A 22,500-nucleotide genomic window follows, 5' to 3' on the forward strand; every position below is an offset into this window, starting at 1 on the left:
TTTGACGAGATCGCCTTCGAGGAATTGAAATCCGTACTCGCTCTCGTATTTTATCAGTTCAATCTTCATGTGAAAATCAATCTGAGTAGAGTCAAGATTTTGCCGCTTCCCGTGGCGATGAAACTTCTTTCCTTTGGATTCGATCTGAGACTTAAAAGCCGAACCCTTGTCATCGCGGGAGCAAGCGCTTCGTTTAAAAAGCTGATTCGGTTCTATCGAATGGATAGAGCCATCTTAATTTTATGATCGTTTCTTAATCCTTTTTCCAAGGTTGAAAGACCAGCTTTATTCCTAAGTTACCCAAAAGCAAAAGAAGACGGGAAGGAATTTCCGTTTCTTGTCGAGTGGAATCCGAAAATTCCACGGAAACATACATACAGAGAGAATGTTTTGCCGCAAACTCCTTCACCTTGTGACGATAAGGTGCCACTTTTTCTAAGATCTGAAGGATATGATCTTCCAAAGGAGCCTCTGCACCCAAGGTCGAATGAAGTTGCCAATGACCGAAGCCAAGAGGTTTCCCTTCCTTATCGGTGGCAGATATCGGAGTACTGAAATCGGGGTTGAGATCCAACTCACGAGTAACGGACTCCGAGTCGAGACCGTCTTCGTTTACGGAAAGGATCACCCAAGTGAGTGGATAAGACAACGGATTACTCATAGTTTTTTACATACTTTCGAACTTAATCGATATTTGATATTATTTTAACACAAACTACGCTTTTATCACTGTTATTCAAGGTAACTCGAATATTCAAAATCAAAGATCACTTGAGAATTCGGTAAAAACATGGCGAATAAAAAAAATTCCTTTATTAACATTTCATCGGTTTTATCTGTTGCAGATAAGGTAAATTTACCCTCTAATTCTCTTACGGGAGCCTGGTAATGAAAACAATTTTAGTCATAGAAGACGATCCGGACATCGGAAATTTAATCCGAAAATCCTTGGATTCGGCGCACTACTCGACCACTCTGCAAACGAGCGGAGAAGAAGGTCTCAAATTCTACAAAGCAAATCATCCAGACATGGTTATCTTAGATCTCTCTCTTCCGGACATAGATGGAATCGAAGTTTGTAGAACCGTTAGACGGAACGACGAAAATACTCCCATTTTTATCGTAACGGCAAGAAACGAAGAGATCGACAGAATTATGGGACTCGAATTGGGAGCGGATGATTACATCACGAAACCTTTTTCTGTTCGAGAACTGAAGACTAGAGTGGACGTATTTTTCCGCAGATGGGATAAAAAAGCAGGAATCAAACCGAACGTCGGTGCAAGCGGCGAAATCATTCGAGGTGCTTTGAAAATCGACCCGGTTCGAAGAAGAGTCACTCTTAAAGACAATATAGTAAATATTTCTAGAAAAGAATTCGATATCCTGCAACTCATGGCCGCTTCGCCAGGAAAAGTTTTTTCCAGAGAAATGATTCTGGAAGCGGTTTGGGGAATGGAATGGGACGGCTTCGAAAGAATGATCGATTCTCATGTAAAAAGAATTCGTTCCAAACTGGAAAAAAATTCGGCTCAGCCCGAATGGATTGAAACGATCTGGGGAATCGGTTATCGATTCACGGACAATTACGACAACATCGTAATCCCGGATTAGATTTGATTTTTCAACTTCGCTCCGAAAAGCCCGGAACCATCCCGGGCTTTTATTTATTTCCGGTCAGTAGCTTTGAAATTTCTATAAGTCCATTCACTCTTCTATAAAATATCCAAGGACGTTCGATCCACAATAGTTTCCAAATATTGTTTTGTGGTTCTAAGATTTTCTTCCATTCGTTTAGATTTCCAATATTTGATTGTTCTTATATCCACCCAATAAGAACCCTTATCCATCGACTTTAATCATATTTAAAAATTATAACATTCTTAGTATTTAAATATTTTTTCGGTTTCTTCCGCAAAACGCAGATCCAAATCCGTAATCGTATTCTTGGAATGAGTGAAAATTTCCACGGTAACTTTTCGATAACCTAACAAAAGATCCGGGTGATGATTCAACTCTTCAGCGATGTTCGCAAGCGCATTTACGAATTCAACGCCGTTTGAATAAGTCGGAAACGAAAATGTTTTGGATAAAAACGGAACATCACCTCGAAATGTAATTTCCCATCCGGGAGAGATTTTTTCTTTCAAGATTTTCAGTTCCGAGTCGTTCATAATCGTTTAGAAAACCTTTTTGAGGGTTTGTTTGATCTTTTCCGCGTCGTCAACGGCTCCGTTGGAAAGCGAACCGGCCCTCGCCATGAGATTGACGGCTCCGTCCATTCTGGCCTTAAGCTCTTCCATCTTTTGGAGTTGTTCATTCAAAAACACGATCTTGGAATCCAATTCCATCTCTCTTCTTTCCAACAAAAGTTTAAAGTTGTCGAGTTCCTGAATTTTCTTCCGGGTTTTTTTAGCCTCGGTGTCCACGTCTTTTCTGTAATATTTTTCCAGTTCCTTTTCCGCTTGAAGATGACGTTCTCTTTCCGCTTTGAATTCCTTTTTCATCAACTTCAAAGCCTGCCTGTACGCCTTATTGAAGATTCTTTGTTTTTGACGTCTTCTCAGACGAACCAGTTTACTGATCCAATTCATACGTTTTTCCTGTTTTTAGGATGAAATATTTGTGTAAAAAATTTTCACATCGAAAATCGAAACGTTCTAATTTTTCAGACGTCCATCATACAATTGAAAAATCCGAGTCATTCCGCTTTTTCTTAAATGAAATTTCACCAATCTTTTCATTAGACTTCAAAATTCGAGAGAAAAACCTGGTTTCAAAACGACGAAAGTAGTTGATTCCACGATGTAAAACTTAGAAAAAAGAATTAGGGGGAAACAACCAATGACATCTAAAACGGAAGATTTTAACGAAGAAGTGGAATCTTTAAAAGACAAAGCAAAAAGAATCACTGGAAAAGCTCGTGAAGAATATTTAGAGCACGTATCCGATCTCAAGGAAAAGATCAAACAAATCTCCGGCGATACATCGGAAAGGGCGAAACAAATTATTGACCAAACCGGAGTTTATATCAAAGAAAATCCTCAGAAGGCCACCTTGATCGGGCTCGGAGTAGGACTTGGAATCGGATTACTCGTCGGAATGCTGATCCGTAGAAAATAAAAAACCGCAGACAACCCCGATGGCAAAAAAAAGAAAATCAGATTCTGCAAAGGAATCGTATAATGACGAATATACGAAAAGGGGAAATGATCTTAAATCGCATTTTCTCGCTTTGGTCGATTCCATTCTGGAATACTTCCAAACTCTTCTTCTCTACGGAGAAAAATTCTTAACGAAAAGATTTCAAGCGGGAATCCAAGCTTATATTTTTCTAAAGATCGGTCTCTTTTTTTTCGCGTTCGGTTCCGTCGGCTTTTTAGGGGCACTTTTTATTTTCCTGCATAAAATCTCCGGAGGAGACCTTCTCCTCTCGAGTCTCGGCACCGGCGGAACAAGTTTTTTTCTTTCCATCTTCTTTCTTTGGCTCGCCGCCTCTTTCCTCAAGATCAAGGATCGATCATGAAAGAATTTCCGGATCTCAATCCTTTCGACGGAAGTGATCGTTTTTTTGGGAAGGATCCTTCCGACATGAATTTGGAGGAATTAAAACTCTATCTTCACATTCAGAAACTCAGAGTACGTTTGGAGTTTGAAAAATTTCAGTCTTCGATCAACTACACGGGAATGATCGTGGACGCTCTCGACAAGTTGGGAATGGGAAAACTCTTACAATCCTTCCTGAAAGTGCCGGATAACGTTTATCCGCCGGAAGAGTAAATCGTTGGCTTCTTGTCCAACTATATTCGTTTTTTCATCGAATATACATGTCTTCGTCGATCTTATATTGAACGTAGCCCGATTTTTTCACGGCCTCTTCGACCTGGGCAAGCGTTACATCGTGATATTTAGTCTTAGAGATGATTTCCAAAATGCCACTCACGTGGTAAAACGAATTGTTCTCTATGGTTTCGTAGGCCTTATATTTCTTTTTATTTTCGTAGATGAAAGGGATCAGTCCGACTATTTCGGCGATTGGATCGGAAACGCTAGCGATGGAAACCGGAGTGCTGAAATCACCCGTTTCGGAAATATACCGGAATCGCTATGGATCACCGGAAAAATTGCAGGTTCTCCCTCTTTGTTTTTTTCCTCCGGGTGATAGATCCGATCGGAATTGTCAGTATGTGAAGCGGGCAGAGCACGTTACTCGCCTTACCATCGAAGAGGTCATAGATTGCCGGGAGATGAGGCTGTAAGAGTTTTCCGCTTTTACTACTCGGACGCATGAAAATGATACTCGAAAATAAGCGGTCGGTTTTGCAAAAATACAACGGTTCTCAAAAATTAAGTCAAATCGGGAAATCTAGACTTTTTAGAGGAAGATTCCAACATTCTAATTTTCGAAATAGTTTATCATAGTATTTTATTCATGCGTCCGAGTAGTAAATTCTGCAATTTCAAATTCCGTTTTTAAGTTTTTACAAAATTCAAATTGATGATCACAAAATATTATCGATTTGACATTCGCATGTTGAAAATCACAAGGTTTTCGATTTTGCAGACAACAACTTAAAAATCAGAAGGATTCTCAATTTCAAAGTTTTTCCGTATTAAAATATGTTTTCACCTCGCGAATCTGGATCGTTTCCACTCGATCCTCTCCGGCGATGATATCCGAAAGAATCACAACTTGATCCCCGTCCTCTATTCTCCCCGCTTTTTTGAGAGTTTCGATCGCGAGGCGGATTGTTTTTTCCGGATCCTTGGAAAAATCGATTCGATACGGAATCACTCCGCGAGTGAGCCAGAGCTTCCGCCTAACCGTAGTCATGTTGGTAAACGCATAAATCAAAGGATAATGCGGATGAAAACCGGCCACGTTGAGCGCCGTTGTTCCCCTCCTCGTAATGACGATAATCGCCGGACATTTTAGGGAATCCGCAAGTTCCGCCGCGGACCTTGCCATCTGTTCTTTTTTATCCTGAGGAATTTTATCCTTAACGTAATCCACTCCGCCCGTTTTCTCTACACGTTGTGCGATCTTGTCCATCATTTCCACACACCGGATCGGGAACTTACCCGCGGCGGTTTCTCCCGATAACATGATCGCATCCGCCTCTTCATAGATCGCATTCGCGACGTCTGTGACTTCGGCTCTTGTGGGAGAAGGATTGTTAATCATAGATTCCAAAAGATGAGTCGCCACGATGACTCTTTTCCCTTTGAGGGCACATTCTTTGATGATCGCTCTTTGAAGGATCGGCAATTCCTCGATCGGAACCTCGACTCCCAAATCCCCTCTCGCGACCATCACACCGTCCGAAACAGCCACGATTTCTTTCATGTTACGAACGGCTTCTTGGTCCTCTATCTTTGCGATAACCTGCGCGTGCCCTTCGTTTTCTTCGATGATTTGTTTCAATTGATTGATGTCTTCGGCAGAACGAACAAAAGAAAGAGCGATAAAGTCCACGTCCTCTTCCAACCCAAACAGGATATCCTTGTGATCCTTCGGCGTAATCGACGGAAGATTAACTCGAATTCCGGGAAGATTGATGTGTTTCCTGGAACCTAATCTTCCTCCGTCGAGAACCTTACACTTGAGCGCCGAGTCGTTGATCTCTTCTACAACAAGGTTGATGAGTCCGTTGTCTACGGTCACAGGATCGCCCACTTTTAAGTCCTTCACGATATCCTTATAATTAACAAACACGGATTGTTCCTCGGATTCTTCTCCGGGAATGATATGAAAGACGAACGTCTCGCCCACCTTTAGATCCAGGTGATCCACCTGAAGGTCCCCCGTTCTAATTTCGGGTCCTTGCGTATCGAGTAGAATCGCGATCGGATTTTTCAGAACGTCCTTATTGAGAGACTTAATATTACGAATGATACTTCTATGAAAATCGTGATTTCCGTGGGACATGTTCAGACGCGCCACATTCATCCCTGCCTCCGCAAGCGCTTGAATCATTTTTTTATCGGCGGTTGCAGGTCCGATGGTACAGATAATTTTCGTTTTTCTAAATACGGAGGATTCGCTCTTCATGTAATACCTTTATTCGGGAGAGCGGACCTTAGGACAATTCAGATTTTAGGCATGGTTTTTCGCAGAAAAGCTTCCAAAGAAATGCAGAAGTCGAACAAATCCTGATCGGGCATACTCGCATTCTTTTGTTCCTCAATGACAGCGGAAGCCTTCTCCAAAAGATTCTTTCCATTTTTCTTTAAATAACGTTTTGTAATAAGAATCGGAAACGTATATTTATCCTCCTGATTTCTCACCATGAAGGAGAAAATGTTGTTTTTCCCAAATTTTTTCAGGAAGTTAACCAAACCGTCTTCGTCGATCTCCCCGTCCATTTCGTACAAAAGAATGTTTCGATCCGGATACTGATGATTCGACCAGTAATCGTCTAAGATGTCTAAAGTTCTTTCCAGAAGTTTGGCTCCCAGGGGATCAACTTCCTTGTGGGCCACAACAGCGGGAGAAGTTTTTTCTTGTTTAATGTCTGTGGCTTGTTGTTTCCGTGCGTTTTTTTCCGCAAGCTCCTTCTCCTTTACTCTTTTTTCCGCGAGTTTGGACATGTCTTCTTGAATCTTTTTATTACGAGCTTCCATGATTCGTTTGTTCAACTCGATTGTGTTGTGAGCGCGTATTTGCTCCACTTCGGATTTATGAACCGTAACATTTCCGAAAATGTTTCTCCAAAGTCTCGTAAAAAAAGGAAGATACTTAAACAAACTGGATAATTCCAACTTATCAAAGGAAGAAATCAAATCCCGATCTTCGATAAAGTCCTTCACTTTCATTCGATTCAAGATCAGGATCTCATTGTCATTTCCGGTTGAAGCGAAAGTTTTTCTCGCCGCCTCAACGGCGCCGGAAATCGAAAGTTTGTGGAGAACGTAATCGTACAGCGTGTTTTTGTCCGCGAATTCGGTATGAAGAATCTGATCGTGATTGGTGACAAGAACTCGAATATCCTCTTCGATTTGCTGACCTCGAAAACGAAGAAAATTCAGATCTACGAGACGATTTGCGGATTTGATATAATCTACGATCTCGCCCAGTTTGACTTTTTTCTCTTCCTTTTCTTTCTTTTCCTTATCTTCTTCCTCAAAACGAATCAGAACAAGGAGCTCTTCCATCGCCGTCTTTTGATCTCCGTAAGCGGGACTCATATAAGGCATAATGAAATTAACAAGATTACGCGTATTTTCCTTTTCCTCTTCGGACAAGACGTTTATAGCTCCGATACTTTGCAGTTCGGGAATCAAATGATCTATTAGAAAAGCTTTATACGCTTCGATTCTTGCGAGAATTTCGTCACGGACGTTGTAATAAAATACGGAACGGTTCCCGGGATTAAAAGCCTGTTCGTTTCTAAAAAAGAATAAAACTTTCTGTTCTACCAATTTCTTGAGTACGGGTTTAAGATGGATATTTACCGTGATCTGTTTGAGCTCCGGGCTAATGTCAAAAGGATCGTTAAAAAGTTTTCCGATTTCCGTGGAAGCGTACGTATTTGAAAGTTTATTCTCCGAAATTGCGGAATGAATTTGTTTGATAAATTCTTTCTTACTCGGAAGAGTCCTATTTTCCTTCACCCAACGTTGAATAGCATTGAACGTGATTTGATTTACGCCGTCTACGTATCGATGACTGGTGGAAGCGTCCGTAGGTTGTGGTCTTGCAAATACAGGATTCATTTTGAGACACGATTCGATCTTACCGTCGGACGAATCTTCGGCCGGATTAAAATCCACCATGCAGATTTTTTTTATGATCGGAGGTTTGTATTTCGTACAAAGTTCTTTGAGAAATTGTAAAGTTTTATCTCTATCAAGACCCAACTCTCTTGCCAATTGATCGACGTTAGGAAGAACTTTATTGGCCATGAATTTATCCGTCCAATCGCCAATAACGAGTAAAAGTTTATGAATTTTCTTATATTGAAAATCGTTTCTAGCCTCAAGCGACTGAGTCAACTGTAATGCGGTATTATAATCCGCCACTTTGAGTTCAGGGGATTGAGGCTCCAGCATGGAATGTCATTATTATTCCAAGAAATTTTTTTTGTAAAGAAGTTCTGCATTTAATAACGCAGCCCCCGCCGCTCCTCGAATTGTATTGTGACTTAAAACGACATATTTCCAATCGAAAATCGGATCGGGTCTGAGACGGCCTATCACCGTAGTCATTCCTTTGCCGGTATCCAAATCTAATCTAGGTTGCGGCCGATCCTCTTCTTCTCTATAAAGAATAACCGGATTCGGAGCTAAAGGAAGACCTAACTTCTGAGGTTCCCCTGAAAATTCTTTCCAAGCGGAAAGAATTTCTTCCTTAGAAGGTTTCTTTTTAAATTTTACGGAAACACAAACCGTATGACCGTCGAAAACCGGGACCCGATTGCAATGCGCGGAAATTGAAAAATCGGCGTGTAGAATTTTTCCGTTTTCTACTTTTCCAAGACACTTCAAAGGTTCAAGTTCCGCCTTTTCTTCTTCCCCTCCGATATACGGAACCACGTTTCCTAAAATATCCATCGTGGGAACACCCGGATAACCCGCACCGCTGATCGCCTGCATGGAAAAGAGCATAACGGACTCGATACCGAAACGATCAAAAAGAGGTTTAAGAGAAATCGTAACCCCCATAATCGTACAATTCGAGTTAGTGATAATCTTGCCTTTCGTTTTCTGAGAAGTTAAAACATCCAAATGGGAAGAATTTACTTCCGCGGAGAGAAGAGGAACCGTGGGGTCCATCCTATGATTTTTAGAATTTGAAATGATATGGATTCCCGCGTTCGCGTAATTCGTTTCCACTTCACCGGCGATGCTTGAGTCCAAACCGGAAAATGCTAATACGACATCTTTCATTTTAGCGGGATCGGGAGTGGTAATTACCATATTTTTCACATAAGCGGGGATATCGGAAGAGATTTTCCATCTCGTCTTCATCACATCACCGTACGTTTTTCCCGCGCTGTTCTCGGAAGCGCAAAGGTGCGTAATCTCGAAGTACGGATGATGATCCAACAATTGAATAAATCGCTGACCTACGGAACCGGTGGCTCCTAAAACGGCAACTTTGACCCTACTCATAATTTAAATTAAACGGTAAACCCGCCCTCACAATCTGTGTTATTTTGGCCGAATGCGGCTCGGCTCGTTTATCAAGGTTTCAAAGGATTGCGTCTTTGTCTTTCAGAAATTTTGACAAATTCTCCCGCATAAATCGGACTCATTTTTACCATACCCGGAAAAGTAAAATGATGATAGTCGCTGAAATCTTGCATGGAAAGAGAATCTTTCAGATCGCTAAACCAAACCCCATTCCCAGAAATATCTTTCAGGAACAAAAGATGATCCTTATACCAACTCGAGTATTGATACCAATCCAAACTGATCGGATTTTCGGGATTATTTACGATCCAGAGAGGGATTTCTTTTTCCCTTAAGAAATCGGCAAACTTTTTCAGATATTGAAAATGAAGAACGGGAACGAATTTCTCCTCTCGAATCCGAAGTTTGGCATCCTTAAGAGCAATCAAGTAACCTATCCCGGGCCTTTGGGCGTAGTCCTCAAGTAGACGGAAATTAAAGTACTTAGAATATTCTAAATCACTCATATCCAAATAACGAAGATCTTCGAGCCTCTCCTCTCTCGTGTATTGCATTCCGTTTCTCGGAAAATCCGTACCGAAGGTTTGTTGCAGTCGAACCCCGAGTCTATCGTAATTCCAATCCTTATTTTCCCCTTCGGCATAGTAAGGGATCCAGGTACTGGAAAGTTCCGCGGTAATTGGCAAACCCGGATCCTCAGAATCGAAAAAGTTTCCCAATAAAATTTTCTTCCAACCAGGTTCGGAAAAGGAAAAAGTACGAATCGTATTCTTTTTTTGGAATGTGATCTTTAGCGGACCCGAAAAAAGAATTTCAGGCACGATCTGAACGAAAAAGCCCTCTCTTTTCATTCCTTCCGTGAGGTTAAAGGAAAATTTTTTACCCGTCCAACCCAGAGAAGTCACCCGTTCCGGGATTTGAACGCCGTTGTATCCGTGATAACTTGTGTTTCTTCCGTAACGATGATCATAAAGGGATCGTAGATTTTTCCAAAAGATATCTTTGTATCGATAAAACCCGAAAAAAGAGGCGGATATATATTCGCTAGTTCTCACAAATCCGAGCTCAGAAAAGAACGCAAGCACAGTTTCCAAAGGAAAGATAAAACGAGATTGAGGAGCCTCGAAAAAATTGAGCGCGTCCAAAAGAAGAAGTTTCGGATCGATCGTTTCGTTTTTGTTGGAAGGATTTAAAGAATACGCGCGGTGTAATCTCCAATCAATAAAGTTGATTGGAAAAACGACAAAATCAGGCTCTAATTCCACGATCTTGTTACGACAGAGCCACGCATCCAAAGGAGTCATTCCGGCGTAAGAAAGAAACTCCACCTCAACTTCTTTGCCGGTTCTTTCGAAAATCTCCTTACGAAAGGATTCTCTGTCGAAAGAATAATGAGCGATACTCGAACCTACGATCAAAATTCTAGGATGGCTTTTTTGTTTTTCTCGAAGTGCGAAGTATTCGTATAAAAAATTATAAAAGTGATTTGAGCTCCAAGGGGATTCATTCGGAACTTTCCAAATCAAAACCCGAAAGAAAAGAAAATCGGATAAACACAAAATTAAGATCCCGACCGCCAAAAGAAGTCCGTTATTTGTACGTTTAGATTTACCGGCCTTAGGCTCTATGTTTTCCGTTTGATCCAAAATAAAGTCCCTTTCTTTGAATACTCCAAAGCTACAAATTCTTAGAATCCAAACTCATGTCCAGGAACTTCTTTTTTAGCTTTACCATTGACTTAGGCCGAAAGATACCACAAAGAGGAAACCAAAACGATGCCGCTTTACAAATTGAGTATTACCTTTTGACAGAATGTTACAATACGTCTTCAGTTTAATTTTATTTTTCGCTTCCCTTCTTTTTTCTCTAGCCCTTAGCCCGCAAGAAATCTATCTCAACTCGGATATCCTTTATCTTCCCACGCTCGCCTTGGACGTGTTGGCGGATGGAGGAAATTTTCTTTCCTGGTCCTTTACCCCTTCCCCGTATTTTTTTCCGGATTTTCCGATCGTATCCATTCTTCTTTTAATTTTTGAAAACGCACAAAAGGCACTGATTTGTTTCGCATTCTTACAAACGATCTTGTTTGCCATTTTGATGGAACGTTTCTGGCTTTTCGCAAGGGAAGAAAGAAAAGGAAAACCTCTTTCCTCCAAAGAAATAAGGCGAGTTAGATCTTGGATTTTACTTCTTATTTCGCTTTTACTTTTGATCGCAAAAAATTTTCCAACTCTTTATATTATATTTTTACCCTCCATTCATACGAGCGCGTTTTTGGTAACCTTATACACCTGGCCGCTAATCCATAAAACATTCCAAAAACGTCAAGTATGGATCTTAACCCTTGGGATTGTACTCACAGTCGCATCCGACCGCATTCTATTCGTAGAGTTGATTGTTCCCGGAATTTTGGCAGGATTTCTATTTCCCACTCAGAGGAGCCAAACATCGGGATGGAAACGTTTATTCCCGGAAAGTTCCAAAATTCTAATAGTTTCTGGAATTGCAGGTTTGATCTTACATGCAATTCTCAAATCTTTTTTGTTCATAGAAAGGTCGGGAAAAATTCCCATCAACCTTTCTCTAACTCGGGCGGCAATGGACGGTACTCGTTTTTTTATGGAAGCACAGACTTGGATTCTTTCCGGATTCAAGGACAAGATTCCAATTCCTGCGATCTTAATTTCGATCCTAATCATTGCATTGGCTCTTAGTTTGATAAGGATTAAAAAATCAAAATCGACCGCGTTTTTATTTTTCTTTTTTGCGATTCTTTTCTTTGCACCGATCTTAACCGGATTGTATATCGACGAGTATAGCCTACGTTATGTATCTCCTGCTTTGATCTTGGCCCCATTTTTACTGCTCTCTATGACCGAGTTTCCAAAGCGAACTTTGACACTAACGATCTTTCTTTTATTTCTTTTACTCTTGTTCATCGGACAAAAAACACCTCAAAATATCGAGAATTCGTTTTATCGTCTTTTCCGGACAGTACCACAGGAAGCGCAATGTGTGGACGAAATTTCCGAAAAAACGCCGATTTCACTCGTTATTTCCGACTTTTGGACCGCAAAAAGAATCCGAGTCTTTTCCAAAAAGAGAATCCCATCCATTCATGTTACATATAGAACATTAGAAGGTTCTCATACGATTTCAAATCGAGAATGGTATCTCAAAGACTATCCGGGAACTGTCGCTGTTTTTACCCAGGGATTGGGAGAAAATCGTATCCAAGAAATATACGGAACACCGTCCGGAAAGACGCAGTGCGGAGAATTAAAAATATATTTTTACGCAGATTTCCGTAAAATCGGGCAAACCTTGCGCAAACCTTTTCAAAAAACGAAATAAAGAAAGGGTTTCGTTTCCACGGTCAAAACAACACCCACAATAAAACCCAAGGCGCTTAAAAAAGCAAAAAGACTCCAGTGAAGATTTTCCCTAAAACGGGAAAAGGCTTCGGAAAGTTCCTCCTTTTTACCGATCCAAGTGGCCAAAGCCATAAAAAGAAGAATCGTTAAAAAATGATTCTGCATCGTATAAGTCGGTTCGATACCGCCACGAAACAAAAATAAAGTTTTGAAAAGTCCAATCGACCCAGAAAACGTTTTTGAACGGAAAAAAACCCAGACCAAACAAACGGAAAGAATTACAAAAATTTGATATAAAAATTTCATTCCACGACCAAATATAGAATCTTCCTTCCAGGGAAAACTCACCGAATCCCGAAACCATCGTTCCAAAGCCAACAAGATCCCGTGTAAAAAACCCCAGATCACAAAATTCCAACTCGCACCGTGCCAAAGCCCGCCGAGAAGCATAGTAATCAAAAGGTTTCGGTACGTTGTAAAATCAGCAATCCGATTCCCTCCGAGAGGAATGTAAAGGTACTCTCGAAGCCAACCGGAGAGAGAAATATGCCATCTTCTCCAGAAATCGGAAAAACTCGTAGCGGTATAAGGAAGTTTGAAATTTTCGGGTAAACGAACTCCCAAAAGAAGCGCGGAACCGATAGCGATATCCGTATAACCGGAAAAATCACAGTAAATCTGGATCGAATAAGAAATAACTCCCAACCATGCAAAAAAAGTTGAGATCGATTCCGGAAATTGATAAGCGAAATCGGAAATTACAGAGATTCGGTCTGCGATCACTGCCTTTTTCACAAAACCTAAAAGAATCAGCCAAATCCCTTCCCGAAGAGGAACATTATTCCAGCTAAACATATTACGTAACGCAGGTAAAAGGATTTTCGCGGAAATGATCGGACCCGCAACGAGTTGAGGAAAGAAGGACAAAAATAAGGCATAATGGAAAAAATTTTTTTCCGGTTGAATCCGTTGTCTATAAACATCGATCGAATAGCTAAGAGATTGAAATGTATAAAACGAAATTCCAACAGGCAAAATGACCTTTAAAGTCGGCGCAGAAATTTGCCAACCAAAAGAATGAAAAAGGGTCAAAAATGAATTTATAAAAAAATGAAAGTATTTAAAAAATCCAAGAACGGAAAGATTTCCCAATAATGAAAGAGAAAGAAGAACTTTTCTTTTATGGAGATTTTTCTGAAAGCCTAAGGCTCTTCCGACAGAATAATCCAAAACTGTAGTAAAAAGAATCAAAGCCCCGAAACGATAGTCCCAAGAAAGATAAAAGTAATAACTGACCAAAAGTAAAAAGCCAAGAACAAATGAATTTTTCCTTGGGTAAATCACGGCAAAAATCCATCGAATACACCAAACGATTGTAAAAAAAAGAAAATATTGTGGGGTCGTAAAATTCATCGAAACCGAAACTGCATCCAAATCCAGAATCCCGACAAAACGGAAATCCTCCAGTTGTTTTTCAATTCAATCCGACATTTCAGTTCGAAAGGTCAACTTGAACGATATATACTTTTGCCTCTTTTTTAGATAAACATTTTACTTCGTAAGTATTTTAGCGTGAGTTCGTCATAAGAAAACCAAAGCCACTAACTCAACCTATCACTAGCCAATTGAGAAACCACAGAACTTCTTTGCAAAAAATCGTTTAAAACTGTAGAAAGAACGTAAAGAGACGTAATTTGTGGGAACTACTGCGCTTCGAACGATTAAAGTTAGAATGAATATTATGCAGCCTATAATGTTGTCTTGATTTCTTGAAACATGGGAGTTCCCACATCTTATTTGCGGCAAAATGAAAACGTTTCTACATTGATTTACACTATCTTAACGTGAGTTCGATATAACAAATGCGAAAGCGATTCTATGTTTCGACCTGAATGCCGATCCATAGAGAGGCATCACCTTACCCACAAGTACTTGGATCCGAAGATAAATCTTTCGGAATTACGACAAATCCTCTGTGAAACTTAGATCCCACCCTGATTTTGGGTGGGGGTGGAGGTGGAAAGATTCGGGAAATTTTTCTTTACCACAAAATCATACTTCTCGCAAGTAAAAAGCTTTATTCTTGTCGGAACACTTGCGTTTTATTGTACATAAAGTTCTATTCACTAAAATCTAACCCCTAATCACTAACACGTCGGAACACTTGAAAAATCTGCGTTTTTGATCCTTCTTATTCCAAAAGCCTTCTTAATTTGTGGGGTTGGTTATGATAGAGAGCGTTTTGCTGAGTTTAGAGAATGATCCATAAAACTCAATTTCGCTTCCTCCTATGTTTCTTGTGTCAAGCCCTCCCGCTATTTTTTTACATAAGACCATATTGAGCTAATTTTCGATTCCATACTTCTTCAGGCATAGAATCAAAAAGATCTCCCGTTCGAATCATTGAATAAAGAACTTCGATCATTTTGCGTGAAGTAGCGATGATCGATTTTTTAGCTCCTTTTTTAAGGTATAACCTATCATAGAATTCTTTTATCTTTCCGCCATGCTGACATCGAACCAGACTCCAGGCCGCTTGAACAATTACTCTTCGAATTGCATGACAACCACGGGAAACAATTCTACCGTATCGAACCGTATCTCCCGAAATATCAACACTCGGAACTAAGCCCACATAGTAAGCGGCTTGTTTAGCCGAAGAGAATCGTTTACAATCACCCATATAACTCATGATCGCCAAAGAAGTAATCATACCGATCCCAGGCATGGACATGATCGTTTGAACATAACTCTGATTTTTTTTCAGAGCCTCTTTAATTTCTTCTTCTATTAGTTTTAGATTTAGTTCGACTAAATCTAAAACTTTTAAGATTCGTTCTGCTTCTCTTTTGTATCGATCAGGAAGTAAAGTTACGGAAGCTTCTCTGGATGCTTTTATTCGCAAATGCTTTTTGGTAATTTCAGTCAAACCAGCTTGAGTGAATAAACTATGAAGTCGATTTTTGCCTTGCGTTAGTTGTCTTGTCCAATTCTCATGTTCCGTGCAAAGTCTTCGATTGTCTTCCTCTTCGTCGGGAGGAACTCAGGCATAACGCTTCCTAAGAGGCGCGTTGTGGGAATTGGAACAACCGGTAACTCTTCTATTGGAAAACGTTGAATGAGCCTGGCTATTTTTAAACTGTCTTCTTTATCGGTCTTTTTTAAGGATTGATAGATTGTTGCTAAGTCTCCGGGATTCAGGACAATTACTTGAATCCCTTTGTTTACTGATCCCTACAAAAAGAGTACCAAAAATATAACAATAATATCCCATTGTCATAATGCAAAACTTAGAAAGGGGAAAAGTTAAAACGTTTGGAAAAGACGTAGGTTGAAGGGAATCGCTCTATTGAAGAAGGGCTACACGTGCTACGGAGTATACAAAAAAGCTTGGAGTCAGTAAGCAGTCGGTAATGCGTTGGCGAGAAAGATATGAAAAGGAAGGAATCGAAGGAGTAAAATGGAATGGTCGACGAGGTCGACCGACCAAATTGACCATTTCAGAGAAGAAAGAATTAAAAAGAATCATCTTGAAAGGTCCGATCAGTAACGGTTATCCGAATGAACTTTGGTCAACGTATCGTGTATCAGAAATCATACGAAAAAAATTCGGAGTAACGTATCATCAAGATTACGTAGGAATTCTCTTACATCAATTAGGATTTTCGTATCAAAAACCAAAAAGAAGAGCGTTGGAAAGAGATGAAAAGGCAATTGAAACTTGGAAAACGAAAACTTGGCCCGGTATAAAAAAAGCAGAGAATGAAGGGTTTAAGGTCATATTTTTAGATGAAAGCGGAATCAGCCAGAATCCATATACGATAAAAACTTGGAGCTTAATCGGAAAGACACCGATCCTTCGTCACAAGATGTCTTGGAAAAAGTTATCAGTAATCGGTGCTATTTCTAAAAAAGATTTTCACTTCCAGATCATAACAGGTTCTGTTAAAAGCCAGGATCTTATTTATTTTTTAAATATACTTCTAAAGGAAAATCGCAAAAAGATTTTAATAGTTTGGGATAATCTATCTGCTCATAAAAGCAAAGCAATGAATGAATTTTTAAAAGCAAATGAGAAAAGGCTTCGAGTAGAATTTTTGCCTCCTTATGCTCCGGAGTTAAATCCTCAAGAATATATCTGGTGTCGTTGGAAGAAAAACTATATGGCTAATTTTTGTCCGGAGAATCTTAGCCAATTGATTCAAAGAACTAAATCTACTTTAGGTATATTGAAATCAAATACAATCAGTTTTGATAGTTATTGGAAACAAGCTGGCATTTAGGTACTCATTTTTATAGGGATCAGTAATATTGATTTTGCGATTCTAAAAGATTGAGAGCCAATCGAGCGATCCATGGAGAGCGAGATTGCTAAAAGCCAGCGAAGCGTTGGTGTTAGCTTTCAGCGTAGCTGAAAAACCCAGACCGACTATATCATTCAAGGTTAACCATTTTAGTAAATTGTTAATACCACTTTCTGTTGTACTAAATTGTCGACGTTCAAGCGAGTTCTCCGAATTGATTCGAACAACCTCTAAAGTTTTCTTTCCACAATCAATTCCTACATATTTGCCATCTTGACTTTTCATTGCTTTTCTCCTAAAATGACAGAGGGCGGAAGGGCTTAACAAAGTCCGGTGATAAACCAGCACTCCTATTCGCGGTCGACTTTGTTAAGCCGCCACACTTTGGTTTGCGGTGGCCGATTTAGATTTATCTATTGGTCGGGGTCTAAGCCCCAAAGAAGCGATCAATCTGCCACCGGCCTTCTTGACTCCGTCGAATCAAGAATATCACATTCGGAACTGTCTTACGTCCAAGAATCATACTAATCTATGGGGCGCGAAATAGGTGCCTCATTCTCTAAGGATCATTCGGCAGGGAGTGAGATTGAGTCCAGGGAGTCGTTGCACTTTAGTTTCTGATTCGCCCAATTTTTCTTACGACCCTGCTCACGTTATTTTAGGAGAAAAAAACCGACTACCCAAGTCTTATTGAAATCCACAGTAGAATGTAAAAACTGACCACACAAACTCAAAGACATGGTTGGATATAGAAAATAGAGTTTTTTTGAAAAAATCATTTTCAATGCCGTAAAATCGGCAGATGAGGTTAGTCGTTTTTATAATTCATTGCGTTTAGGTTTATGGGCATGATTACTAAAAAGAAACTCTAACAATAAATCAGTCTTAGTATTCTTCCATGCCAAAATCAATTTCGAAAAGAATTCAATTCATCCAACAATCGCACAAATAATTGTAAAAACACTATGACATGGTCATAAACGGCATTTTTAAATAATAACTACATTATGAACTTAGAAAACAAATCAAAATCAGATTAATATTATTATTAATAATGATTAAATTTAATCAAATTATATGACTAATTATAACCAATAAATATTGAACCATCTTCCTTTTAAATTAAAATTCCATTTCTCATTTCAAGTTTCAATTCAAAAGCTCTTCGAAATTAAAACTCCTGTTAGACAAGGAAACAGATTTATAAAATTTTACTGGCCCCGCTCCCCGCAAGGGATTAGAAGATTATAGTGATACTTTGTTTTTACAGCCCAAAAGCCACAGGCACTGAGCGGTAATTTATTGTGCTTCCAGTCTTGCTCATAAATAAACTTTTATTAAAGATTAAATATAAGCCTATAATTAAGCTTAAACAGTCCATTTATTTTTTACTCCACAATTTGGACAAACTGCTAAAATTTCAGCTTTTACTCTCCTCCCTTTTGGAGTTTCTATTTTTCCAATCGCTATAAACTCAAAATCAACTCCCTCTGGGACATAATGTCCTGCCCCATACTTTGCCGAGCCCTCTATCATATAAGAGCACGCATGGCATTTAACTCGCAATTTGATTACTTCAGCCATAATTCCTTGTTGCTCTATTTTCAAAAACGTAATAGAGTCGTAAATCTTTTTCTGACATTCCTGCATTAGCAGGAGCTTTCGCTACACATGACAAAATAGCATCAAATATAGTCGCTCGATCAACAAACCTTTTTCAAAACTCGCAAAGTCCCCTCGCCCGAAAATGTTATTTCTAAGGAAATTGCCTCTCTTCTACTTTTATTACTTCTGTCCTAATTTGGGCACGTACATACAAACAATCTACTCGCCGAATGATCTTCAAATAAATCAGTGAGCATCCTTTTTCGCCTACAGTATTACTTCGACTTATATATGGGCTTCTCAGTAAAAATTACCCTTATTTCAGAAACAGATCAAAACTATAGGAAAAAGAAAGTTCTGTCAGGCAATTGCCCATTTCTAAGCAATTCATTTTGCCAATCCAATTATAGCTCTTTGTTATTTTCTTTTTCAATCAAATTCATTTCCATGGAATCGGCCGCACGGCGCTCCATGGAAGAGCCCTTTTAAGGCCATGCCTAAATTTAAACATTTATTTATCTGCCCAGTTGTCGTCCACATTTCCGCCAATAGGGCGTCCGCGCCAAATTATAGTCCTTTAATGACGACCTATTGGCATTTAAATTTTTGATCTTTTCCCCTGTGCTTAGGTAAGGAGGAATTTTAGCGTTTTGAAGTTTTTTTAGATTTTTCTTTTTTAGGAGATGGCGCGGTTTTTACGGAATTTTCAATTGATACTATTTGTTTTTCAGAAGATTTTGAGCTACTCGATATATCGAAATTTGTATCAATTCCCTGCTTTTTATTTCTTTTGACCATGTATATGAAATGTCGTATATACTGTCCGTAAGGCTCAGGTAATGTTTTTGGGTCAAAATCCAATGGATTATCAAGAAGAGATTTTACAACGACTTGGCTTAAGTCTTCTTTGCTAGTCATCATAATCGTTTCGAGACGTCTACAAATCTCGTAATCGTTTACTTCAAGAGACATTCTTTTCATTGCGTTCAGCAATTTTTGAAAAGAAGATCGTTTTACTTTAGAAGCCATAGACAAAGATTTTCAACCGTAGGTTGAAAAACAAACAAAATTAGACTTTTATCAAAGAGCTGATTTTTATATGGAAAATCAGCCAAAAGGTTATACCCTTTTTTTAATTTCAACCACTCCATCGTTAGTTGGTGTTTTAAAAGAAATACCCTCCTTTTCTCTTGGAGAATGATTCCTTTCGATTTCAATTGTCTTTAGTGATGTATAAGTTTGAATTCCTAAAGTAAGTAGTTCGAAATTTCGGTCGATGCTAACAAAAGGTAAGTACGACAATCTCATTGCCCTTATAACAAACGAGAAGATAGGAGAATACACTTGATTTTCTTTCTCTTTTTGATACAGAAACATAAATTTCCCCAGCCGCGGGAAAATGTTTAAAAAGGTCGGAACTCTTACAAGATTTGGAAAAGAACGAACTAAAAATCCTTTTCGATTTCTATCAAATTGACTTATTTGGATTAAAGTTTTTTTCGTTAAATTTCCCACTAATTTGATTTGTTGAGAAAGACGAATATCATTCTCTAATAATACTAAAGAAACTTCCGAGCAAAATAGATCCTGAAACAAAGATAGAATCAAAAAATTCCTTATCATATAGGAAACCACAGTTCCCCTACTACGATGGCCACCCGAAACAGAAGCATTCTCTACTTTCAGTTTTTCAAAATCTTCCAAAGATATAACCGAACCGGAACCTGCTTTTGTTAAAATCGACATTTGAGTTTGAGTAGAAAAGTCTCGAACACCCGACAAAGTATTCTCAAATTTTAAATCGAAATTTTGAAAATTAGAATGTAAACTTTGGAAATTTATAGTAACGTCGTGCATCTCAGAAGATGAAACTTCTTTCCAAACTGAATTCGCTCGGTAAGACTTTGTTTTTCCAACTGTCTTTGAATTAAAAACAAAAAAATCATCCTGATCCAAAGTCGAAACTTGACCAGCAACGGGGACAGACAAAACCCGATCCACTTCTACTTGATGCACTAGGATTTTCGACGCCTCCAAAACTTCACTTTCAGAAGCGGACAATGCACCGGACACTCCAAAACCCAAAAGTCCGGTAAGCAAGAATTGCGCCAAAAATATCGCTCTCGTTCGAAAAAACATAGTATTTTTCTATAATTTGTCTGTTTTTCCAGAAAAAGGAAGCTTTTTTTACCGTTTTTTAGAGTTTTTTTAGGAAAATTCCTATGCGCTTTTTCGAAATAGACGCTTCACTCTTAACTTCCATTCCCAGAGAATAATTCTTTTTTCTTCCTCTTCAGCTCGTTCTTGTTCTTTTTCAAGAAGCGCATAACACATGCTCGCGATTTCAGGGCCGAAGTTTTTTTCAAGTTCTACTTCAAACTCCTTCACTTTCATCTCGAGAATCAGCTCGGCCAAACGAAAACCTTCATCTAGATTAAGAAGTTTCTGTTTGATTTGTTTCAACTCGTCTTTTTCAAATTCATTCCGAATCATAACCGCAAAAAAAGTTCGAACAAAGGAAACTTCTTCCGGTTTTAACTGAAAATCCAAAAGGAGTTGTTTTACTTTTTCAAGATCCATTCTCCTCAAATGAATCCGAGCCAAAAATACCGGATTTCCAGAATGAATATTTAAATTTCCGGAATCCATAATGTCTGCAGCCCTAACTTTATTGAAATCTACAATTCCGGATTCTTTCCCTTTGTCTGTTTCAGCCGGAGACTCAGGCGTTTTATGAGCGACCACTTTTTTACGAACAATCAGCATATTCAGAGACGGAAATCGAATTTTCAAAGTGATCAAATCTTGACGGGGATAAGATTCATCCAAAACGAGATGGTGCATTTCCACACCTTCTTCTCTAGATCGAATCAAATCTTCACTGTTTTGAAAATGATATACAACTACCGGAAGAACGTCACAATCACTTCCACTGTTTAAAAAAATAGTTCTGACTTCATTTCCCGAATTGGAATGCTGATAAGGAATAACAAGTTTACTTTGTTTTACATTCACGAAACTCAACTCACCAAGACGAAAGTGAGAAAGATTGAATTGTGATCCTAAAAAAACGACTCTTGGAACTGCAACGACTATTGAATTATTTTTCGAACCTCGAGGAACCTCAGGTCCTTTTTGGGTAAAAACAACATAGGTCATTTTTGCAAGACGAACTTTAACTAAAAATCCGCCGGGAGTCTTTCGTTCTTCATAGAGTGAGTCGAGGTCCACTTTAACCAATCTCCAATTGTTTGAGTTTATACTGCAAAGATCCCCTGGAAATTCCAAGAGCACGCGCCATTCGAATCTGATTCCCGCCGAACAATTTTTGGGCTAGAAGAATTTTCTGTCTTTCCACCGCCTCAACTGCCCTTCGAAGATCAAGATCCTCAGAATCGGGGATCGTTAGAATCCGATCTCGGCTTTCCTTTTGGTCCAGAATTCCGATTTCTGAACCAGAAGAACTCAAAATAGATTCTTCTAAAAGATTACGCAAGCCCGAAAGATTTTTACTAAAATTCATTTTTAGAACTTTGTGTAAATTTTCTTCCGACAACCGAAGATCTTCACGACCCATGGACTCCTTCAATTCTTCTAAAATCAGTTCAATTAAAGATTTTTTTTGGGAAGAACTAAACTCATCCAAACCCGGGATTACAATCGTCCTTTGGAGGAGGATCTCTCGGAATGGCCTGAAAATTTCAGTTGGTTCCACACCCGCAGTTTCCGTAAAAATCAGCTGAAAATCTCCAGAATCCTCAGAAAGAATTTTGAAAAAAAATTTCTGTTGAAGTGAGGTGAATTTTTCTGTTCCTTCGATCAAAATTGTCCCGCAATTGGTCATTCGAATCCATTCGTCTAAAGACTTTTCCAATTTGGAAATCTGTTCGGGCAAAAAGCCTATCACCAAAATTCCTTTTTCTGGACTTAGATTTCGATGTAACCATTTACCTAAGGTTTTTTTTCCAGAGCCGGCTGAACCCGAGATTCGAATCCAAAAATTTTTTCTTTCGAGCCAATCTGGCCAAGATTGTAGTCCGCAGACTTCAGCCAAAAATTGTCCAAGACTTTCTTTTTTTAAA

20 protein-coding genes and 3 pseudogenes (2 of these 23 running past the window's edge) are annotated in these 22,500 nt (G+C 39.1%); 7 read left to right on the forward strand and 16 right to left on the reverse strand.

The features are described 5' to 3' along the window. Positions 1-246: the 3' portion of a hypothetical protein gene (locus tag LEP1GSC062_RS03450; RefSeq protein WP_170875507.1), read on the forward strand. It extends 81 nt beyond the left edge of the window; only the last 246 of its 327 coding nucleotides appear in the window; the start codon falls outside the window, past its left edge; its stop codon occupies positions 244-246. Between the two features lie 7 nt (positions 247-253). On the opposite strand, the gene LEP1GSC062_RS03455 is transcribed toward LEP1GSC062_RS03450, so the two are convergent. Continuing rightward, positions 254-649, reverse strand: a complete 396-nt coding sequence (locus LEP1GSC062_RS03455) for a DUF4279 domain-containing protein (RefSeq protein ID WP_170875505.1) — start codon at positions 647-649, stop codon at positions 254-256. A gap of 239 nt (positions 650-888) precedes the next feature. Here LEP1GSC062_RS03455 and LEP1GSC062_RS03460 point away from each other — a divergent pair, with 239 nt between their 5' ends. Continuing rightward, positions 889-1,614 carry a response regulator transcription factor gene (locus LEP1GSC062_RS03460; RefSeq protein ID WP_000849259.1) on the forward strand — a complete coding sequence of 242 codons (726 nt, stop codon included), beginning with the start codon at positions 889-891 and terminating at the stop codon, positions 1,612-1,614. Positions 1,615-1,883: 269 nt separating this feature from the next. Here LEP1GSC062_RS03460 and LEP1GSC062_RS03465 read toward each other — a convergent pair whose 3' ends face one another. Then, positions 1,884-2,174: a 4a-hydroxytetrahydrobiopterin dehydratase gene (locus LEP1GSC062_RS03465; protein ID WP_010579397.1), complete on the reverse strand. Its 291-nt coding sequence runs from the start codon at positions 2,172-2,174 to the stop codon at positions 1,884-1,886. Positions 2,175-2,180: 6 nt separating this feature from the next. After that, entirely contained in the window at positions 2,181-2,594 is a 414-nt protein-coding gene (locus tag LEP1GSC062_RS03470; protein ID WP_020983462.1) for a hypothetical protein, read from the reverse strand. A gap of 250 nt (positions 2,595-2,844) precedes the next feature. Between LEP1GSC062_RS03470 and LEP1GSC062_RS03475 the strand changes: the two genes are divergently transcribed. From LEP1GSC062_RS03475 to LEP1GSC062_RS03485, 3 genes are read left to right on the forward strand one after another with little or no spacing between them, the layout of a single operon-like run. Beyond that, positions 2,845-3,123 (forward strand): DUF883 family protein, encoded by a 279-nt coding sequence (locus LEP1GSC062_RS03475; RefSeq protein ID WP_002622607.1) that lies wholly within the window; start codon positions 2,845-2,847, stop codon positions 3,121-3,123. Positions 3,124-3,142: 19 nt separating this feature from the next. Continuing rightward, positions 3,143-3,526: an LBF_4227 family protein gene (locus tag LEP1GSC062_RS03480; protein ID WP_020983438.1), complete on the forward strand. Its 384-nt coding sequence runs from the start codon at positions 3,143-3,145 to the stop codon at positions 3,524-3,526. Continuing rightward, positions 3,523-3,780, forward strand: coding sequence for a hypothetical protein (locus LEP1GSC062_RS03485; RefSeq protein ID WP_002622496.1), 258 nt, complete (start codon positions 3,523-3,525; stop codon positions 3,778-3,780). Before LEP1GSC062_RS03480 ends, LEP1GSC062_RS03485 begins: the two co-directional genes overlap by 4 nt. A 34-nt stretch (positions 3,781-3,814) precedes the next feature. On the opposite strand, the pseudogene LEP1GSC062_RS20980 reads toward LEP1GSC062_RS03485, so the two are convergent. From LEP1GSC062_RS20980 to LEP1GSC062_RS03510, 5 genes and pseudogenes are all read right to left on the reverse strand, one after another. Further along, positions 3,815-4,105, reverse strand: a pseudogene (locus tag LEP1GSC062_RS20980) (hypothetical protein); the annotation flags it as partial. Positions 4,106-4,597: 492 nt separating this feature from the next. Further along, positions 4,598-6,052, reverse strand: coding sequence for a pyruvate kinase (pyk, locus tag LEP1GSC062_RS03495; RefSeq protein WP_010579402.1), 1,455 nt, complete (start codon positions 6,050-6,052; stop codon positions 4,598-4,600). 38 nt (positions 6,053-6,090) lie between these two features. Beyond that, positions 6,091-8,052 carry a hypothetical protein gene (locus LEP1GSC062_RS03500; protein ID WP_010579403.1) on the reverse strand — a complete coding sequence of 654 codons (1,962 nt, stop codon included), beginning with the start codon at positions 8,050-8,052 and terminating at the stop codon, positions 6,091-6,093. A 12-nt stretch (positions 8,053-8,064) separates the two neighbouring features. Beyond that, on the reverse strand, positions 8,065-9,114 hold the full coding sequence (gene asd, locus LEP1GSC062_RS03505; RefSeq protein ID WP_010579404.1) for an aspartate-semialdehyde dehydrogenase: 1,050 nt from the start codon (positions 9,112-9,114) through the stop codon (positions 8,065-8,067). Between the two features lie 71 nt (positions 9,115-9,185). After that, complete coding sequence (locus tag LEP1GSC062_RS03510) at positions 9,186-10,781, reverse strand: hypothetical protein (protein WP_020983423.1); 1,596 nt, start codon at positions 10,779-10,781, stop codon at positions 9,186-9,188. 166 nt (positions 10,782-10,947) lie between these two features. Here LEP1GSC062_RS03510 and LEP1GSC062_RS03515 point away from each other — a divergent pair, with 166 nt between their 5' ends. Further along, the gene (locus tag LEP1GSC062_RS03515) at positions 10,948-12,489 is read left to right on the forward strand and encodes a hypothetical protein (protein WP_020983430.1); all 1,542 of its coding nucleotides are present in this window, start codon (positions 10,948-10,950) and stop codon (positions 12,487-12,489) included. Here the strand turns inward: LEP1GSC062_RS03515 and LEP1GSC062_RS03520 are convergent. Together LEP1GSC062_RS03520 and LEP1GSC062_RS03525 are read right to left on the reverse strand one after the other, a co-directional pair. Beyond that, a complete protein-coding gene (locus tag LEP1GSC062_RS03520) occupies positions 12,474-13,922 on the reverse strand; it encodes an MBOAT family O-acyltransferase (protein ID WP_039941085.1) in 1,449 nt (482 codons plus the stop codon). The genes LEP1GSC062_RS03515 and LEP1GSC062_RS03520 overlap by 16 nt on opposite strands. Before the next feature lie 910 nt (positions 13,923-14,832). Next, positions 14,833-15,737: pseudogene (locus LEP1GSC062_RS03525) on the reverse strand (IS110 family RNA-guided transposase); the annotation flags it as partial. 185 nt (positions 15,738-15,922) lie between these two features. Here LEP1GSC062_RS03525 and LEP1GSC062_RS03530 point away from each other — a divergent pair. Then, positions 15,923-16,792: an IS630 family transposase gene (locus LEP1GSC062_RS03530; RefSeq protein WP_020983437.1), complete on the forward strand. Its 870-nt coding sequence runs from the start codon at positions 15,923-15,925 to the stop codon at positions 16,790-16,792. A 138-nt stretch (positions 16,793-16,930) separates the two neighbouring features. Here the strand turns inward: LEP1GSC062_RS03530 and LEP1GSC062_RS22865 are convergent. The 6 genes and pseudogenes from LEP1GSC062_RS22865 to LEP1GSC062_RS03560 all read right to left on the reverse strand — a co-directional run. Continuing rightward, positions 16,931-17,098, reverse strand: a pseudogene (locus LEP1GSC062_RS22865) (IS110 family transposase); the annotation flags it as partial. Positions 17,099-18,181: 1,083 nt separating this feature from the next. After that, the gene (locus LEP1GSC062_RS03540) at positions 18,182-18,397 is read right to left on the reverse strand and encodes a hypothetical protein (protein WP_039941087.1); all 216 of its coding nucleotides are present in this window, start codon (positions 18,395-18,397) and stop codon (positions 18,182-18,184) included. A 663-nt stretch (positions 18,398-19,060) separates the two neighbouring features. After that, entirely contained in the window at positions 19,061-19,447 is a 387-nt protein-coding gene (locus LEP1GSC062_RS03545; protein WP_020983431.1) for a phosphatidylinositol phospholipase, read from the reverse strand. Positions 19,448-19,537: 90 nt separating this feature from the next. Next, complete coding sequence (locus LEP1GSC062_RS03550) at positions 19,538-20,557, reverse strand: hypothetical protein (protein WP_020983451.1); 1,020 nt, start codon at positions 20,555-20,557, stop codon at positions 19,538-19,540. Positions 20,558-20,638: 81 nt separating this feature from the next. Continuing rightward, positions 20,639-21,649 carry a hypothetical protein gene (locus LEP1GSC062_RS03555; RefSeq protein WP_020983452.1) on the reverse strand — a complete coding sequence of 337 codons (1,011 nt, stop codon included), beginning with the start codon at positions 21,647-21,649 and terminating at the stop codon, positions 20,639-20,641. A gap of 1 nt (position 21,650) precedes the next feature. Beyond that, positions 21,651-22,500, reverse strand: the 3' portion of a protein-coding gene (locus LEP1GSC062_RS03560) for a helix-turn-helix domain-containing protein (protein ID WP_020983414.1). The gene runs 521 nt beyond the window's last position; the window shows 850 of its 1,371 coding nt (coding positions 522-1,371); its start codon lies beyond the right edge, outside the window — the gene reads right to left on this strand; it ends in the stop codon at positions 21,651-21,653.

The sequence above is a fragment of the Leptospira alexanderi serovar Manhao 3 str. L 60 genome (assembly GCF_000243815.2).
Taxonomy (GTDB): Bacteria; Spirochaetota; Leptospiria; order Leptospirales; family Leptospiraceae; genus Leptospira; species Leptospira alexanderi.

Excerpts from the sequence above, each read along its gene's own strand:
- LEP1GSC062_RS03460 (WP_000849259.1), top strand. The coding sequence starts at position 889 with ATGAAAACAATTTTAGTCATAGAAGACGATCCGGACATCGGAAATTTA.
- LEP1GSC062_RS03465 (WP_010579397.1), bottom strand. The coding sequence starts at position 2,174 with ATGAACGACTCGGAACTGAAAATCTTGAAAGAAAAAATCTCTCCCGGA.
- LEP1GSC062_RS03470 (WP_020983462.1), bottom strand. The coding sequence starts at position 2,594 with ATGAATTGGATCAGTAAACTGGTTCGTCTGAGAAGACGTCAAAAACAA.
- LEP1GSC062_RS03475 (WP_002622607.1), top strand. The coding sequence starts at position 2,845 with ATGACATCTAAAACGGAAGATTTTAACGAAGAAGTGGAATCTTTAAAA.
- LEP1GSC062_RS03480 (WP_020983438.1), top strand. The coding sequence starts at position 3,143 with ATGGCAAAAAAAAGAAAATCAGATTCTGCAAAGGAATCGTATAATGAC.
- LEP1GSC062_RS03485 (WP_002622496.1), top strand. The coding sequence starts at position 3,523 with ATGAAAGAATTTCCGGATCTCAATCCTTTCGACGGAAGTGATCGTTTT.
- pyk (WP_010579402.1), bottom strand. The coding sequence starts at position 6,052 with ATGAAGAGCGAATCCTCCGTATTTAGAAAAACGAAAATTATCTGTACC.
- LEP1GSC062_RS03500 (WP_010579403.1), bottom strand. The coding sequence starts at position 8,052 with ATGCTGGAGCCTCAATCCCCTGAACTCAAAGTGGCGGATTATAATACC.
- asd (WP_010579404.1), bottom strand. The coding sequence starts at position 9,114 with ATGAGTAGGGTCAAAGTTGCCGTTTTAGGAGCCACCGGTTCCGTAGGT.
- LEP1GSC062_RS03515 (WP_020983430.1), top strand. The coding sequence starts at position 10,948 with ATGTTACAATACGTCTTCAGTTTAATTTTATTTTTCGCTTCCCTTCTT.
- LEP1GSC062_RS03520 (WP_039941085.1), bottom strand. The coding sequence starts at position 13,922 with ATGAATTTTACGACCCCACAATATTTTCTTTTTTTTACAATCGTTTGG.
- LEP1GSC062_RS03530 (WP_020983437.1), top strand. The coding sequence starts at position 15,923 with ATGCGTTGGCGAGAAAGATATGAAAAGGAAGGAATCGAAGGAGTAAAA.
- LEP1GSC062_RS03540 (WP_039941087.1), bottom strand. The coding sequence starts at position 18,397 with ATGGCTGAAGTAATCAAATTGCGAGTTAAATGCCATGCGTGCTCTTAT.
- LEP1GSC062_RS03545 (WP_020983431.1), bottom strand. The coding sequence starts at position 19,447 with ATGGCTTCTAAAGTAAAACGATCTTCTTTTCAAAAATTGCTGAACGCA.
- LEP1GSC062_RS03550 (WP_020983451.1), bottom strand. The coding sequence starts at position 20,557 with ATGTTTTTTCGAACGAGAGCGATATTTTTGGCGCAATTCTTGCTTACC.